The organism is Roseibium sp. SCP14 (genome assembly GCF_040329475.1).
GTDB lineage: Bacteria > Pseudomonadota > Alphaproteobacteria > Rhizobiales > Stappiaceae > Roseibium.
On record NZ_JBDZYH010000007.1, the window covers coordinates 155097 to 170372 of the forward strand.

General features: G+C 58.3%; 14 protein-coding genes and 1 pseudogene. 7 read left to right on the top strand and 8 right to left on the bottom strand.

Annotation, left to right across the window (positions count from 1 at the left end; translation table 11 throughout):
- Positions 1–105: 105 nt before the first annotated feature.
- The 7 genes from ABLQ08_RS25135 to nuoG are packed head-to-tail and all read left to right on the top strand — an operon-like array spanning position 106 to position 6975.
- Positions 106–438, top strand: coding sequence for an NADH-quinone oxidoreductase subunit A (locus ABLQ08_RS25135; RefSeq protein ID WP_417714956.1), 333 nt, complete (start codon positions 106–108; stop codon positions 436–438).
- Positions 426–929 (top strand): NuoB/complex I 20 kDa subunit family protein, encoded by a 504-nt coding sequence (locus ABLQ08_RS25140; RefSeq protein ID WP_352948042.1) that lies wholly within the window; start codon positions 426–428, stop codon positions 927–929. Before ABLQ08_RS25135 ends, ABLQ08_RS25140 begins: the two co-directional genes overlap by 13 nt.
- Positions 926–1429, top strand: coding sequence for an NADH-quinone oxidoreductase subunit C (locus ABLQ08_RS25145; RefSeq protein WP_417714952.1), 504 nt, complete (start codon positions 926–928; stop codon positions 1427–1429). Before ABLQ08_RS25140 ends, ABLQ08_RS25145 begins: the two co-directional genes overlap by 4 nt.
- Positions 1426–2643 (top strand): NADH dehydrogenase (quinone) subunit D, encoded by a 1218-nt coding sequence (gene nuoD / locus ABLQ08_RS25150; RefSeq protein ID WP_352948045.1) that lies wholly within the window; start codon positions 1426–1428, stop codon positions 2641–2643. The genes ABLQ08_RS25145 and nuoD overlap by 4 nt, the downstream gene beginning before the upstream one ends.
- Positions 2644–2663: 20 nt before the next feature.
- Positions 2664–3140, top strand: coding sequence for an NADH-quinone oxidoreductase subunit NuoE (nuoE, locus tag ABLQ08_RS25155; protein WP_352948048.1), 477 nt, complete (start codon positions 2664–2666; stop codon positions 3138–3140).
- 19 nt (positions 3141–3159) lie between these two features.
- Entirely contained in the window at positions 3160–4422 is a 1263-nt protein-coding gene (nuoF, locus tag ABLQ08_RS25160; protein WP_352948050.1) for an NADH-quinone oxidoreductase subunit NuoF, read from the top strand.
- Positions 4423–4452: 30 nt separating this feature from the next.
- Positions 4453–6975, top strand: coding sequence for an NADH-quinone oxidoreductase subunit NuoG (gene nuoG / locus ABLQ08_RS25165; RefSeq protein ID WP_352948053.1), 2523 nt, complete (start codon positions 4453–4455; stop codon positions 6973–6975).
- A 71-nt stretch (positions 6976–7046) separates the two neighbouring features.
- On the opposite strand, the gene ABLQ08_RS25170 is transcribed toward nuoG, so the two are convergent.
- The 8 genes and pseudogenes from ABLQ08_RS25170 to ABLQ08_RS25205 all read right to left on the bottom strand — a co-directional run bounded on the left by ABLQ08_RS25170 (position 7047) and on the right by ABLQ08_RS25205 (position 15274).
- Positions 7047–7922: an N-acetylglucosamine kinase gene (locus ABLQ08_RS25170; protein WP_352948055.1), complete on the bottom strand. Its 876-nt coding sequence runs from the start codon at positions 7920–7922 to the stop codon at positions 7047–7049.
- On the bottom strand, positions 7919–9175 hold the full coding sequence (gene murA / locus ABLQ08_RS25175; protein ID WP_352948057.1) for a UDP-N-acetylglucosamine 1-carboxyvinyltransferase: 1257 nt from the start codon (positions 9173–9175) through the stop codon (positions 7919–7921). Before murA ends, ABLQ08_RS25170 begins: the two co-directional genes overlap by 4 nt.
- Positions 9176–9181: 6 nt before the next feature.
- Complete coding sequence (locus tag ABLQ08_RS25180; RefSeq protein ID WP_352948357.1) at positions 9182–9610, bottom strand: GNAT family N-acetyltransferase; 429 nt, start codon at positions 9608–9610, stop codon at positions 9182–9184.
- Between the two features lie 21 nt (positions 9611–9631).
- Positions 9632–10741, bottom strand: a pseudogene (locus ABLQ08_RS25185) (anhydro-N-acetylmuramic acid kinase); the annotation flags it as partial.
- Positions 10742–10743: 2 nt separating this feature from the next.
- Positions 10744–11751, bottom strand: a complete 1008-nt coding sequence (locus ABLQ08_RS25190; RefSeq protein ID WP_352948059.1) for a serine hydrolase domain-containing protein — start codon at positions 11749–11751, stop codon at positions 10744–10746.
- Between the two features lie 3 nt (positions 11752–11754).
- Positions 11755–13479, bottom strand: coding sequence for an ABC transporter ATP-binding protein (locus ABLQ08_RS25195; protein WP_352948061.1), 1725 nt, complete (start codon positions 13477–13479; stop codon positions 11755–11757).
- Complete coding sequence (locus tag ABLQ08_RS25200; RefSeq protein ID WP_352948063.1) at positions 13476–14318, bottom strand: ABC transporter permease; 843 nt, start codon at positions 14316–14318, stop codon at positions 13476–13478. The genes ABLQ08_RS25195 and ABLQ08_RS25200 overlap by 4 nt, the downstream gene beginning before the upstream one ends.
- Positions 14315–15274 carry an ABC transporter permease gene (locus tag ABLQ08_RS25205; protein WP_352948066.1) on the bottom strand — a complete coding sequence of 320 codons (960 nt, stop codon included), beginning with the start codon at positions 15272–15274 and terminating at the stop codon, positions 14315–14317. The genes ABLQ08_RS25200 and ABLQ08_RS25205 overlap by 4 nt, the downstream gene beginning before the upstream one ends.
- Between the last annotated feature and the right edge of the window lie 2 nt (positions 15275–15276).

A 15276-nucleotide genomic window follows, 5' to 3' on the forward strand; every position in this document is an offset into this window, starting at 1 on the left:
AGAGGTTCCGTGCGCCGCCGGGATGACGGCAAATTGGCATATTCGGAGCCGGCTCTTCACGGGAGGAGCAACGAAATGCTTCTGGATTACATGCCGATATTCCTGATGGTGGCCGTGGCTATCGGTCTGTGCCTGTTTATCCTGACCCTGGGATCGCTGTTCAGACCTCACAACCCCTATCCGGAAAAAAACCGGCCTTACGAGTGCGGTGTCGATCATGTCGGCGAAGCAGCCGGCGGGTTGTTCCACGTACAGTACTTCGTGGTGGCAATATTATTCGTCGTTTTCGACGTCGAAGCGATGTTCCTATTCCCCTGGGCCGTTGTTCTCCAGGACATCGGCTTTGTCGGTTACCTGGAGATGTTCGTCTTCATTTTCCTGCTGCTGGTGGGGTTCGCCTACGCGTGGATCAAAGGAGCGCTTGAATGGGTGTCTTAGAAAACCAGTTCCCGGACAACGTCTTCTTCAGCACCACCGACACCATCATCAACTGGAGTCGGAAATCCTCGCTGTGGCCGGAAACATTCGGCATCGCCTGTTGCGCCATCGAAATGATCTCCACCGGATGCTCACGATATGACCTTGATCGGTTCGGCATGGTGTTTCGTCCCTCGCCGCGGCAATCGGACGTCATGATCATCGCCGGCACGGTGGTGAAGAAATTCGCCCCGATCGTGCGACGACTGTACGACCAGATGCCGGAGCCCCGCTGGGTCGTTGCAATGGGCACCTGCGCCATTTCCGGAGGTGTTTACAACACTTACGCCGTCGTCCAGGGGTCGGAACTGATTGTTCCGGTCGACGTCTTCGTGCCCGGATGCCCGCCGAGGCCTGAGGCCCTGATGCACGGCATGGTGCTGCTGCAGGAAAAGATCATGCGCACCCATGTTCTGCGGAAAGAACCGGAACAGGCAGCGTCGGAGTCATGACCGACCGCCGACCAGCGTTTTGCGACCGGATCATGGATCACTTCGGTGACAGGGTCAGCGATGGCGGCGCCGGGATCGACATGCACAATATCGAGGTGGCACCGGAAAACCTGAAAGAGCTGTGCCGCTTTCTTCTCCAGGCGCCAGAACTGTCCTTCGACTTCCTGTCCGATCTGTGCGGTGTCGACTTCCTGCCCGACAACCCTCGCTTCGCCGTCGTTTACCACCTTTATTCCACCACCCACCAACATCGCCTGCGGCTCAAGTGCCGGTTTGATGATCCGCCCCGTCTGCCCACGGTTGCGGATATCTGGACGACGGCGAACTGGCACGAGCGCGAAGCTTTCGACATGTACGGCATTGTGTTTGAAGGCCATCCCAACCTCAAACGCATTTACATGTGGGACGAGTTCGACGGCTATCCGATGCGTAAGGACTTCCCGGTGCGCGGCTACAAGGACGAATACAATCCCTTCGGAAAAGAACGGGGCGAGCAATGACCAATGTCACCGTCCTGAGCGAAACCGACGACAAGGCCCGCGTTACGAAAGAGGTCCTGCTCAATCTCGGTCCGCAGCATCCCAGCACCCATGGCGTGTTGCAACTGGTGCTTCAGCTCAATGGAGAGATCGTCGAGCGTACCGAACCCCATATCGGATATCTGCATCGCGGCACCGAAAAGCTGGCGGAAACTTTCACCTACACGCAGATTTTCCCGCTGACCGACCGGCTGGACTATGTTTGTCCGCCGTCCAACAATTTAGGCTTTGCCATCGCTGTCGAAAACCTTCTCGGCATCGAGGTTCCCGAACGCGCCCAGTACATTCGCGTGATGATGGCCGAACTTTCGCGTATTTCGGGTCATCTGCTGATCACCGGTGCCCTGCCGATGGATCTGGGAGCGATGACCGCTCTGCTTTACGCCATGCGCGAACGCGAGATGCTCATGGACCTGATGGAGATGATCACCGGCGCGCGCATGCACACGTCCTACATCCGCGTCGGCGGTGTGCGAGAAGACCTGCCGGAAGGCGCGACCGAGCGAATTCGCGAATTCTGTCAGATTCTTCCAAAACGCCTGAAGGACTACGAACGCCTCATTGCGTCCAATCGGGTGTTCCTGAACCGAACCAGGGATATCGGTGTTATTGAGCCCAAGGACGCTATCGATCTGGGCTTGAGCGGCCCCAATCTGAGAGCGTCCGGGGTCGACTGGGACATTCGCCGGGACTGCCCCTACGAAGTCTATGACCGATTGGATTTTGACGTCATCACAGACACCGCCTGCGATTGTTACGCGCGCTGGATCTGCCGCATCCATGAAATGCGTGAAAGCGTGCGCATCATTGAACAGTGCCTTGATCAGTTGCCGGAAGGCGATTTCCAGGTGGACATGCCGACCATCGCCTTTCCGGTCGACAAGGAACTCCTGAAAACGTCGATGGAGACCCACATCCATCATTTCGAGTTGTCGGCTTACGGCTTCAAGGTGCCCAAGGGGGAAGTCTATGCCGCCATCGAAGCACCGAAAGGTGAACTCGGGTACTATGTCATCAGCGACGGCAGCGAAAAGCCGTTCCGATTACGTGTGCGCGCGCCGTCATTCGTCAATCTCCAGGCGCTGGAAGGCAAGGTGAGCAATATGAAGTACCTCGCCGATGTCATTGCAATGCTCGGCAGCCTGGACCCGGTCATTGCCGAAGTGGACAAGTAAAACGCATTTCAGGAGGTGAAATGCAGGAACACGTCAAGGAGCAGATAAATGAGATCGCCGGCCGGTACCGGACACGGCGCTCAGCCATCATGCCGGCGCTCGCCCTGGTTCAGGAAACCGTCGACAGCCTGCATGGCGACATCCTGATGGAGGTCGCCAATCTTCTCGACGTCCCCGAGATCTGGGTCTTCGAGGTCGCCACCTTTTACGAAATGTTCCACACCGAACCGGTCGGTAAGTTTCATATTCAGCTGTGCACCAACGTCTCCTGCATGCTGGCTCAGGCGGAGCAGCTTGCACAACATCTGGAAACGAAGCTGCAGATCTCCAGGGGCGGAACGACACCGGACGGAATGTTCACCCTGACCACCGTGGAGTGCCTTGGGTCCTGCAACACGGCGCCGGTCATGATGGTGAACCGGGACTACCACGAAAACCTGGACGAACAGCGCATAGACGACCTGCTCGTTCAGTTCAGACAGCAAATGGAGCATTGACGAAGAGGCACAGGCCGCCATGAATGAAAAGGTATTGCTGCGCAACATCGACACCCCGGGATCACATAACCTGGCGGCCTATCAGACTGCCGGAGGCTACCGCTCTGTTGCGTCCGCACTTGCCGATTTCACTCCCGGTGAACTGATCGAACTCGTAAAAACCGCCGGATTGAGAGGCCGCGGCGGCGCCGGGTTTCCGACCGGTGTCAAATGGGGCTTTGTACCCAGGGATTCCGGCAAACCCGTCTATCTGTGTTGCAATGCCGACGAAGCAGAGCCCGGAACATTCAAGGACCGGGCGCTGATGGAAAACGATCCCCACATGGTGATCGAGGGCATTTTGATCGCAGCCTACGCAATCGGGGCAACGACGACCTATGTCTATATACGCGGAGAGTACACCGTCAGCATCGAGCGTATGGAAGCCGCAATCGCGGAAGCTTATTCGAACGGCCTTCTTGGCGAGAACATCCTGAACAGCGGTTTCAGTCACGACGTCCATGTGCATCGCGGCGCGGGCGCGTATATTTGCGGAGAGGAAACCGCACTTCTGGAGTCCATCGAGGGGCGCAGAGCACAGCCGAAGTTCAAACCACCCTTTCCTGCCGTGTCCGGACTTTATGGTTTTCCGACCGTCATCAACAACGTGGAAACTCTCAGTTGTCTGCCACACATCGTCGAGCGAGGTGCCGACTGGTTCAACAGCATCGGACCGGAACGCAGCCCCGGTCCGAAACTTTACTGCGTCAGCGGTTTGGTCAGGAAACCGGGCCTCTACGAATTGCCGATGGGAACGTCACTGCGAGAGTTGCTTGACGAGCACGCCGGCGGTCCACGTTCGGGGCGATTGAAGGCCGTCATTCCCGGAGGTGTTTCGGCTCCGATGATCCCGGCGAACGACATCGATATAGGTATGGATTTCGACTCCCTTGCCGCGGCCGGAAGCATGCTAGGGTCCGCGGGTGTGATCGTACTCGATGACACGGCCTGCATCGTGCGGGTTGCATTGCGGATCATGGAATTTTTCAACCACGAATCCTGCGGCAAGTGCACGCCCTGCCGAGAAGGCAACGCCTGGGCTGCGAAGGTCCTTCGCAGATTGGAGGCCGGTCGCGGTCAACGGGAAGACCTCGATCAGCTTGCTTTCCTTTGTGATGGAATTTTCGGCAACTCCTTCTGTGCACTTGGAGATGCAGCAGCCTGGTCGCTGGGGGCTGCTCTGAAACATTTCCGCGATGAATTCGAGCGGCACATAAATGACGGGAAATGCCCGTACCACTAATTCGTGCCTGAAATGGAGGGCCACACCGACATGGCCAACATCACGATCGATGGTATCGAGCTTGAAGTGCCGGATGGCACGTTGATCCTGGAAGCGGCACGATCGCTGGATATCGACGTGCCGACATTCTGCTATCAGAAGCGGTTTGCGCCACTCGCATCTTGCCGCATGTGCCTGGTATCAGTCGAAAACAGCCCCAAGATGCAACCGGCCTGCGCAACCCCGGTCGCCGACGGCATGGTCGTGCACACGGCGAGCGAACAGGTCGCCCAGACCCGTCAGAGCATGCTTGAGCTGTTGTTGGCCAATCACCCGCTTGACTGCCCTGTCTGTGACAAGGGCGGTGAATGCGAATTGCAGGACATGGTTTTCAAGTACGGTGCAGGCACAAGCCGCTTCCGCGACGAGAAGCGCGTGTTCCGAAGCCGCGACCTGTCACTCAACCAGGTGATCATCTTCAATGCCAATCGCTGCATCCAGTGCCAGCGCTGCGTACGCATGTGCGAGGATGTGGTCGGTGCTGTCGCCCTCGGAACCATCGAGAAGGGAATGGACAGCGAAATCACCGGATTTGAGAACAGCCTGACCGGTTGCGATCATTGCGGAAATTGCATCGAAGTGTGTCCAGTAGGCGCTCTCATGAGCCAGCCCTACCGCTACAAGGCACGTCCCTGGGACCTTGTGGAAACCGAAACCACCTGCTCGTTCTGCGGAACCGGCTGCCAGTTGACGGTCAGCACGCGCGAAGGTCAACTGGCCCGCGTGAAATCCAAGTACGAGACCGGCGTCAATGGTGAGACCCTGTGCGTCAAGGGACGTTTCGGCATCGACTTCATCAACAGCGAAAACCGAATTGAAACCCCATGGGCACGCCGGAGCGGAGCACTGGAGCCGGTCTCATGGGACGAAGCCTATGAGTTGATGCGTCACCGACTGGGCCAACCTGACCAAATCGAAGGCCATCGCATCGGCGGTCTGGCGTCCGCCCATTTGACCAACGAGACACTTTATCTGTTCCAGAAGATGCTTCGCACGGTGTTCCGAACCAACAACATCGACAGTTCAAGTCGCTGGGTCAGCGGCGTCTATGATGTTTTGCCCGGCCTTGTGGGTGATCTTTACACCAGACAATCTCTGGAAAACACCGTTTCGGCAGACGCGATCTTCGCGATCGGCAGCAACATCACCGACGACAACCCGGTCACCGATTATCTGCTCCGTAGTAAGGTCAGGCAACATGGAAACAAGTTGTTCCTGGCATCTGTTCGGCCATCGCGGCTCGACGCGGACGCACAGGCGCATTTGCGTTTGCTTCCAGGCGACGAAGCCATCATGATCTCGGCGGTCGCCGAAATGGTTTCCTCCTCACCGGAGAAAGAACCTCCCCCGGCAGCTGCACCGTTTGCCGAGTTTACCCGGAAAATCGCAAGTACACTCAAGGCCAGCAATACGTCATCTGTCTCCGTGTTGGTCGGAATGGAAATATTGCGCGCGACCAATGCCGGGCAGGCCCTGCAATGGCTCGAACGGCTGCTCAGGAACCTGCAACAAGCAGGCAAGCAAGTCTCATTGCAATTCCTGTTTGATCGCTGCAACCAATTTGGTGCCTGGGAAATGGGCGTCCAACCGAACCACCTTCCTGGCTGGCGGAGACCGGGAGACGTTCGTGTCAGTGAGGTTTGGCAGGCTCAGCTTCCGCCAGAGCCAGGTGTCGATGTTCACGAAATGCTGCAACGCTGCGCCAATGGCACCACGAGCTGCCTCTATCTTCTGGGCAGTGACCCGGTCTCGACCTATCCGGACCGGTCTCTCGTCGAAAAGGCAATGTCGTCTGCCGGGTTCGTGATTGCCCAGGCATCGCATCATTCTGAAACGACACAACTTGCCGATATCATTCTGCCAGGAGCTGCCTTCGGCGAAGAGACCGGCACGATGACGAACAATGAAGGCCGGATGCAGCTAAGCCGGGAGTTCCGTCCCCCCATTGGCAACGCGCGTCGAAATTCAGACATTCTCAATCAGATCGCCGAAGTTCTCGGACACAAGCTATCGGGATCAAAACTCGAAGACACATTCGCCGAAATCGCACAGCTGGTTCCCTCGCTCGAGGGAATGTCGCTGGCCGATATTGGCGATGAAGGTCTCCTCTGTACGTCACAGGGGCAAACCGAGGATGGTCAATTCAAGGAATTACCGCTGCCGAGCCGCGTCGACAGGTCTTGGAACAGCAACGGCAAGCTGACGCTGGTAACTGGCGAAAGCAGGTTTCATGCAAGTTATGTCACGGAACATTCTGCCACGCTAAGCTCGATCTCGTCCCAAGCGTATGTCGAAATAGCAGACACGGTTTGTCAGGAGCTAGGGTTGAAGACAGGTGAATTGGTCACTCTGCGATCGCCACATGGGGAAACGACATTGCAGGTCAAAACCAACAGGCAGTTCCCGCCTGGTCTTGCCTTTGTCCCGGAAAATTTCGCACGCCAGCGACTGAACGAACTTTTCAAGAACGGGGAATATTCAAGCCCAGTGGACATAATTCCAAACGAGGTGTGACCCAACGGGGAACCTGCCTTTCTGTTGCCAGAAGCACGTCTGTGAGGTCACCTCGCGACTTCACCTCTTTGCTACGTTTCGGAGGCTCGCCGTGCGAGGAGGATCGCTCCTGAAACCGCATCTCCGTCCGCCGGTTTCAGACGTATGCGCACGTCGTGGGCTAGCCATGGCTCCAACGGGCTCGCCAACCCGCCGAGTAGAGAGACTTTGGGAGCGCCCTGGGCAAGCAGTGCGCGCACAAGGGTATCAATCTCACCTGCCGCTGCCTGGACGATCTGTCGGGCAGCCGGATCCCCTTGCTCCGCATGGCGTAATACAGCGGGGGCGAAAACCGCATAATCCGTCGCGGACGCCCGATCCATCCATCTGACGATTTCCATCGGGTCATGCGCGAATTTTTTCATCACTTCGGTCAAAAGCGGTGTCTTGTCCTCCCGGCCATCATGGGCGCGCAAGGCAGCACGCACGGTGTTCAAACCGAGGGAGGCACCACTGCCTTCGTCTGAGATCGGGAAACCATAGCCGCCGACTCGAAGCTCTGTCGTACCGACAATGCCGATGCCAACCGACCCCGTTCCAGCAATGACAATTGCCCCATCCTGGCCGGAATGGGCCCCAAGACACGCTCCCATTCCATCATTGACGAATACGACCTTCGCAAAGTCATGCGGGCAGTCTGAGAGCGCCTCCAGCGCTCCTTTCCGACCAAGTCCGGCCAGCGCAACTCCGACCCTGATGTGCTCAAGGCTCTCTTGTCCGAGACCGGCCTCTTTCAGAGCACTCTCGCTCGCCGCCAAGATCGCCGCCCACGTTTTTTCAATCCCGAGCCGCGTTGCTGCCGGTCCGGCGAGGCCCTGCCCGAGAACCTGTCCATCAGCGTCTTCAACCCTCGCGCGACAGCCGGTTCCACCACCGTCGACACCAAGGAAAAAAGGGCTACTGCTCATGCCGACAACCGCTCGATGTCGGCGCCGCAGCGCCTCAACTTGTCATCAAGACGCTCGTAGCCGCGATCCAGATGATAGATCCGGTTGACCACAGTTTCCCCTTCGGCGACCAGACCGGCCAGAACCAGGGAAACCGAGGCCCGCAGGTCCGTTGCCATGACGCTCGTTCCGAACAGCTCCGGCTTGCCCCGAACCAGTGCACTTGGTCCCTGAAGCTTTATCTCGGCGCCCAGCCGACACAATTCCGGCAGATGCATAAACCGGTTCTCAAACACAGTTTCGCGAATGAGGGAAGCGCCGTCCGCGCATGCCGCCAGAACCATGAACTGCGCCTGAAGGTCAGTGGGAAAACCCGGATAGGGCTCGGTTGTTATGTCGGAGCCAGTAAGTGGACCGCGGCGGGCAACCACCATGCCGCGATCGCTCGGCCACACGTCGACCCCCATGCTTTCCAGGACCTGCACGACGGAGGCAAGATGCTCCAGCCTTGCGTTGAGCAATTCCAGTTCACCACCGGTGATCGCCGCCGCCACCGCATAAGTACCGGCCTCGATGCGGTCAGGAATGCACTGGTGCCGAGCGGGCCGCCAGCTCGTATCGCCACTGACGAGAATGCGATGTGTCCCTTCCCCTTCGATGCGCGCGCCCATGGCTCGCAGACACGCTGCAAGGTCGGCAATCTCCGGTTCCCGGGCGGCGTTGAGGATCTCGGTTTCGCCTCTTGCCGTTGTCCCGGCCATCATGGTCGCCGCCGTTGCACCGACCGAAGGTCCCGGAAGCACGATACGCGCGCCCTGCAATCCCTTTGGTGCAGAAGCTACAATTGCTCCGCGCTCAAGCGCGATATCAGCCCCGAGGGTTTCCAGCGCTCGAATATGCATGTCGACCGGCCGGGCTCCGATGGCACACCCCCCCGGCAGGGAAACCCTGGCCTGACCGCAGCGCGCAAGAAGCGGCGCCAGCACCAGGACGGTCGCGCGCATTCTGCGCACAGTGTCGTAAGGGGTTTCCTGCTGTGACAGGTCCCTTGTCGTGATTACCGCGCCTGCACTGCTGCGCTCCACCTCGGCATTGTGAAAGGAAGCCAGCGTCAACATCGTGTCGACGTCCTGAACCGCGGGCAAATTGGTGAGTTCAACCGGATAAGGGCTCAACAGCGCAGCAGCGATCTGAGGCAGCGCGGCGTTCTTCGCGCCCGATACATCGACCACTCCGCGCAGTCTGTTGCCTCCTCTGATGAGCAACCTGTCCATGCGTTCTCAACCTTTTTTTGCCGGATCCAGCGACTTTCTAAGAAAGGTCCGCGACTGCCCGGCTGCAAAGTTCGGCAATTCACCAAAAACTTCGTAACCGGATTTGAGATATGCCCCCAGTCCGGCGTCGCTGAACGTGTCGATCCAGGCACCTATACAGCCACGCTCCAGCGCGCGTTCTTCTGCCGCCAAAAGCAGTTGGTTTGCCATACCCTGCCTCCGATGGCTTTCGGCAACCCACAGCCATTGAATGTAGAGATAGTTCCAGATGGTAAAGCCGAAAGCCCCTGCGATCAGCTTTCCCTCTGAATCATGCAGCGTGACCTGCAATTCGGACCGGTTGGGCTCGCCGACAAAAGCTGCATTGAAAGCAGCAAGTTCTCCGAGGATCTCCTCTTCAGGATTTACCGGTGCATCGGTGATTGTCAGGCTCACACCACCAGTCTGCTTTGCCCGCGCAATTCTCCCTCCACAAAGGGGAGCCTCAACGTCCGTGGTTGTCGGAAAGGAGATCGGAAGTCCCCGCAAGCTTCTGACGGCGAGCAGTGCAAAACACTCGGCTTCCACCGCATCTGCCCTCCAGCCATGATCGTCTGCTGCGACGACCTCTACCTTTGCGTAGGTTGCGAGCATCTGCATCAGCGCCGGGTTCCAACGACCGCCACCGCAAACCACAAGGCGTTTTGGCCTGCTTGGAAGGATATTGAGACCAGCACCAACCGCAGCGGCCGAAAAAGCCGTCAGGGTTGCCGCACCGTCCTCCAACGACAGTCCGTCCACCCAGTCGAAGCCGAAATCAAACCGGTCAAGGGACTTTGGATAAGGCTGGCTGAGATATGCCATTTTCAGTCGATGGGCCAAACGTTCCTCATCCACCTTTCCAGCCAGGGCATATGCACCGTCGCGGTCCATATCCCCTGCCCCCATCGACTTGACGAAGTCGTTGATTGGTGCATTGGCAGGACCAGTGTCGAAGGCTGCGATTTCGTCGGCGTCTGAAATCCAGGTGACGTTGGCAACACCGCCGAGATTCAAGACGGCAGTGTCTTTCGGAAAACCCGCACTTGCCAGCAGCGCCTTGTGGTAGATCGCTGATAGTGGCGCGCCCTGGCCGCCGGCCGCAATATCTGCGGAGCGGAAGTCATAGGCGACATCCGTCCCGAGAAGACGGGCCATCAATCGACCGTCGCCCAGCTGGCGCGTCGCGCCAATTCGACCGGGCACGGGAGCGCGGTGCAGAACAGTCTGGCCATGGAAGCCGACGATGCCGATGTCAGCCATCTGAAGACCCGTAGCTTCAACCACACTACGCACCGCGTTGGACTGGGCGTGTGAAATCGCCGCTTCCGCTTCGGCAAAGATGTCCGGCTCCGGTCCCTCAAAAGCCCAGTCGCGAGCTTCAGAAAGCGTTCTTTCCAGGAGCCGGTTGGTCTCATCCGGATAAGGCACCAGTTCGTAGGCCCCAAACTCGATAACGGTTTCACCATCGGTTTTGAGCAAGGCGACATCAATATAGCCGTCGAGAACTGTGCCGGTCATCAGCCCAACGGCCCAGATCGGTTCCATCGTCAATCCTTTCCGTAAAGCGCCGCAGCAACAGCCTGGCGCAGCGGGATGATTTCACTTTCCCTGAACCGGCTCGGGTGCACCCGATTAGTCAGCAGAGTCCAGGCATGCCCTTCGGCAAAGTCGATCCAAAGCCCCGTTCCGGTAAATCCGGTATGGCCGATTGTCTGATCCGAACAGTAGATGCTGCCCGACCAGTCCGGATGTGGCAGCTCCCAGCCATGACCGCGTGTCGGGCCGATCTGCGTGCGCAACAGGCGCGTGTGACTGTCTCCAGCTGCTTCCAGTTCCAGCAGATGTTGTGCGAAGCCAAGAACCGAATTCACATTGCCAAAGAGACCCGCATTGCCTGCTCCTTCAAGGGCGAAACAATTCTCGTCATGAACTTCGCCCACCAGCATCCGGTCGCGCCAGTTGCAATGTTCAGTCGCTGCCGTGAGGCCCCTGTCGCCAGAAAATGCAAAGCCAAAACCCGGATCAATGTCGCGCAGCCGATTTCCTTCAAGCCGCTCCAACGCGATGCCCAGAAGAATGAAGTTGATGCAGGAATAGACTGCGGCACCACGCGGCCATTCATGTTGCAACACGAAGGCGCGAAGCCGGTCGGGATCATCGCCATAGGTGTAGATCGGGAAAACGGCTGGCAATCCCGTCTGATGGCCAAGACACTGGCGTACCGTCAGCTGCCGCTCCCAGGCCGTCTCCGGGTGATATTGGCGCAGATCCGGGATCAGAACGGTGAGCGGCGCGTCAAGCTCGATGCGGCCGTCCCTTGCATGAGCCATTATCCGCTCGGTGGTGAAGGCAACCTTGGAAACCGAAGCAAGATCAAACCAGGTGTCTGTCGTCATTGGTCGGGTAACCGGCACCTTCTGAGCCTCACCGGCAGCACGGACAATCGTCCCGCCGTCTTGCGACACCAGGCCGAGCACGCCACCCGGAATGTTGCCATTGGCGACGGCTGTCTCGAGGTGAGCGAATGCGGCATCAAATTTCGCGTGTCTATCCACTGATCATCCCTCCTGCCGATAGGAGTGATCCTCACCCGCAGCCAACCATGGCTCTTGCTCGGGCACAAAGCCGATAGGACGCACCAGGGAAGGTATCGCGCGCGTGTCGATGCTGTAGTCTGCACGGCGGCGTTCAAGCGACGGCACTGCCTCGATGAGTTGTCTGGTGTAGCTGTGGCGGGGGTTTGCCAGCAAGTCGCGGGCATTGCCGATTTCGACTATCCGGCCCGCATAGACCACGGCAATCCGGTGTGCGATGCGCTCGACCACCGCCATGTCATGAGTCACGAAGAGGTATGCCAGACCGAATTCCTGCTGCAGGTCAATCAGCAGGTCGAGAACCTTCGCCTGCACCGATACATCAAGCGCCGAAACCGCCTCATCCAGAACCAGCACCGAAGGCTTCAGCATGAGTGCCCTGGCAATGCAGATCCGTTGCCGTTGACCACCAGAAAATTCATGCGGGTACCGGGTGAGGCTGTCGGTTGGCAAGCCGACCCGGCTCAGCAGCATCTCCATTCGCACAATGGCGTCGGCATCAATGCTCTGTCCGACTGCGGTCAGGGGTTCTGCCAGGATGCTGTGAACGGTAAGGCGCGGGTTCAAAGAAGCGTTGGGGTTCTGAAACACCATTTGCACCGGCTTGTCGGTCCCCCCCAACTGCGTTTGATCAGCCTTTATCGTGCCGCCCGCGGGAGTTACCAGATCGAGAATCGCGCGGGCCGTCGTCGACTTTCCGGATCCGGATTCGCCGACAATTCCCAATGTCTCGCCTGCCTTCAATTCAAATGACACCCCCTCCACGGCATGGATATTGCCGGTGTGTTTGCGGAACAGGCCGGAGCGAACCGGAAAGCGAACGGTCAGATTCTCAACCTTTAGCGCCGGATGTGCCAAAGCTTTGTCTCCTCTCACCGACTTGCCATCCGAGAAATGCGGCACCGCACTCAGCAGATGCTTGGTATAGGCGTGCTGCGGATCATCCAGGACAGCGTCAAGGGGTCCTTGTTCCACGACTTTTCCATGCTGCATGACCATCACACGATCTGCGAACCCGGCGACAAGACCGATGTCATGGGTGATGAAGATCATCCCCGTTCCGGTTTCCAGCTTCATTTCGGAAAGCAGTCCCATGATCTGGGCCTGTATCGTCACGTCGAGTGCCGTGGTCGGCTCGTCGGCGATCAGGAGACGTGGGTTGGAGGCAAGCGCTATTGCGATCATCACCCGCTGGAGCATGCCGCCGGATAACTGATGCGGCGCATACCCCAAACGCCTGGCGGCATCCGGAATGCGCACGCGCTCAAGTGCCTCACGCGCCGCTTCTCTGGCCGCTGATTTCGACATGCCATGCTGGATACGGAAGATCTCTTCGATCTGTGCGCCAACGGTCATCACCGGGTTGAGCGACGTCATCGGCTCTTGAAAGATCATGCCGATCTCACGGCCGCGGATCTGTTCCAGTTCGCTCTCGGCAGCAGCAGCAAGGTCCAGACTTGATCCGTCGGAACGGGTGTAGCTGACAGAACCGTTGGTGATTTTCCCGCCGCCAAAGTCAACGAGGCGGTTTACGGCCATGGAAGTGACCGATTTGCCAGATCCCGTTTCTCCGACGATGGCAAGCGTTTCGCCTGGAGCAAGATCGAAACTGACCCCATGAACGACTTCATTTTCTTCAGGGCGCGGACCGAAGCCTACCTTGAGATCGCGAACGGAAAGCAGGTTCATGCCAACCTCCTTCGGGTCTTCGGATCAAGGATATCGCGCAAGGCATCCCCCAGAAGATTGAAGCTGAGTACGGCCAGCATGAGGGCAATGGCGGGCACCCAAAGAAGCCAGGGAGCCATTTCCATGAGGTTCCGGGCATCGGACAGCATGAGACCAAGCGATGCGTTGGGCGGTTGGGTGCCAAGACCCAGGAAGCTCAGTCCGGCTTCGGTCACCAGCGCCCAGGCAAGCGCAAGCGTAATCTGCACCGTCAACGGTGCAACGAGGTTCAAGGCCAAGTGCCGTGTCATGATGTAGCTGCGCGACGTGCCGAAAGTGCGGGCGGCATCGACAAAATCACGGCGGCGGAGCGACAGAGCGGGACCGCGCGTCACCCGCGTGAAGATAGGCGTATAGACGATCGCGATCGCCAGAACCGATGTCCAGGTGCCAGGCCCGAAAATCGTAATGATAAGAAGAGCCAGAAGAATTGCCGGGAACGCCAGCAGCACATCCATGAAACGCATGACGGTCCCGTCCCACAGGCCGGAGAACCAGGCCGCCGTCAAACCGAGCACGCTGCCGAGAAGCGAAGCAATGCCCACCGAAAAGAACGAGATGATGAAACTCTGGCCGATCCCCACCATCAGACGGGAGAGAACATCGCGGCCGAAGAGGTCGGTGCCGAACCAATGCGCGCTTGAGGGGCCCTGCAGACGGGCGATACGGTCCTGCATGAGCGGGTCGTAAGGAGTAATCCCGGCCTTGCCCAGAATTCCGGCAATCAGAAAAACGGTCAGCAGGGTGAGGCCGATCCGTCCGGAAGGGTGCCGGAGGACATCTTTTAGGAGTGCTGTCATTTGGTTTCGAACCGAATGCGCGGATCGAGAGCTGCGTAGGCGAGATCCACCATCAGGTTCACGACCATGAAGTTGAAGGCGATGAAAAGAACGGCTCCCTGCACCAGTGCGTAGTCACGCTGCAGGATTGCATCGAGCACCGTACGGCCGAGGCCTGGCAGCGCGAATATCTGTTCGACCAGAACAGCACCCCCGAGCAGATATCCAAACTCAACCCCTGAAAGAGTGACCACCGGGATCAAGGCATTGGGAAGTGCGTGACGCCAGATCACACGGCGGCGCGGAATTCCCTTGGAACGTGCAGTCCGGACATAGTCCTCCTGAAGGATGTCCAGCATTGCGGAACGGGACATGCGAATGACAGCGGCAGCGAAGGCTGTTCCCAGCGTAATCGCCGGCAGGATCATTTGAGCAAGATTGGCAATCGGATCTTCGGTGATCGGAACAAAGGTCCCCATTTCGGGAAGAACGCCGAAGCCGACCGAGAGCATGTAGACCAGCAGCAATCCGACGACAAAACTTGGTGTCGACTGACCGATCATAGCGACCATACGCACGATCAGGTCCGACGGACGGTCCTTGTGCGTAGCGGCATAGATACCGGCCGGTATTCCAATCGCCAACGCGATCAACATCGACAGGACGGCCAGCTCGAGGGTCAAGGGAAAGTGTTCCAGGATGACCGTCATGACCGGTTTGCCGTAAGTCGTTGAAATTCCGAAATCGCCTTGCAGCACACCGGCGAACCAACGCCAGAATTGAACAAACCAGTTCTGATCGAGGCCGAAATAAGCGGTCAGGGCCTCTCGCTGTTTCGGTGTCAGCAGGCCGGACTCGGTGCCGAGCATCGCGGTGATCGCGTCGCCCGGCACCAACCGGATAGCAATGAAGACGAAGATCGACACGCCCAGCATCACCAGTGGGAACACCAGTAGGCGCTTGATCGGGTAGGACATGT

Excerpts from the sequence above, each read along its gene's own strand:
- ABLQ08_RS25135 (WP_417714956.1), top strand. The coding sequence starts at position 106 with ATGGTGGCCGTGGCTATCGGTCTGTGCCTGTTTATCCTGACCCTGGGA.
- ABLQ08_RS25140 (WP_352948042.1), top strand. The coding sequence starts at position 426 with ATGGGTGTCTTAGAAAACCAGTTCCCGGACAACGTCTTCTTCAGCACC.
- ABLQ08_RS25145 (WP_417714952.1), top strand. The coding sequence starts at position 926 with ATGACCGACCGCCGACCAGCGTTTTGCGACCGGATCATGGATCACTTC.
- nuoD (WP_352948045.1), top strand. The coding sequence starts at position 1,426 with ATGACCAATGTCACCGTCCTGAGCGAAACCGACGACAAGGCCCGCGTT.
- nuoE (WP_352948048.1), top strand. The coding sequence starts at position 2,664 with ATGCAGGAACACGTCAAGGAGCAGATAAATGAGATCGCCGGCCGGTAC.
- nuoF (WP_352948050.1), top strand. The coding sequence starts at position 3,160 with ATGAATGAAAAGGTATTGCTGCGCAACATCGACACCCCGGGATCACAT.
- nuoG (WP_352948053.1), top strand. The coding sequence starts at position 4,453 with ATGGCCAACATCACGATCGATGGTATCGAGCTTGAAGTGCCGGATGGC.
- ABLQ08_RS25170 (WP_352948055.1), bottom strand. The coding sequence starts at position 7,922 with ATGAGCAGTAGCCCTTTTTTCCTTGGTGTCGACGGTGGTGGAACCGGC.
- murA (WP_352948057.1), bottom strand. The coding sequence starts at position 9,175 with ATGGACAGGTTGCTCATCAGAGGAGGCAACAGACTGCGCGGAGTGGTC.
- ABLQ08_RS25195 (WP_352948061.1), bottom strand. The coding sequence starts at position 13,479 with ATGAACCTGCTTTCCGTTCGCGATCTCAAGGTAGGCTTCGGTCCGCGC.
- ABLQ08_RS25200 (WP_352948063.1), bottom strand. The coding sequence starts at position 14,318 with ATGACAGCACTCCTAAAAGATGTCCTCCGGCACCCTTCCGGACGGATC.
- ABLQ08_RS25205 (WP_352948066.1), bottom strand. The coding sequence starts at position 15,274 with ATGTCCTACCCGATCAAGCGCCTACTGGTGTTCCCACTGGTGATGCTG.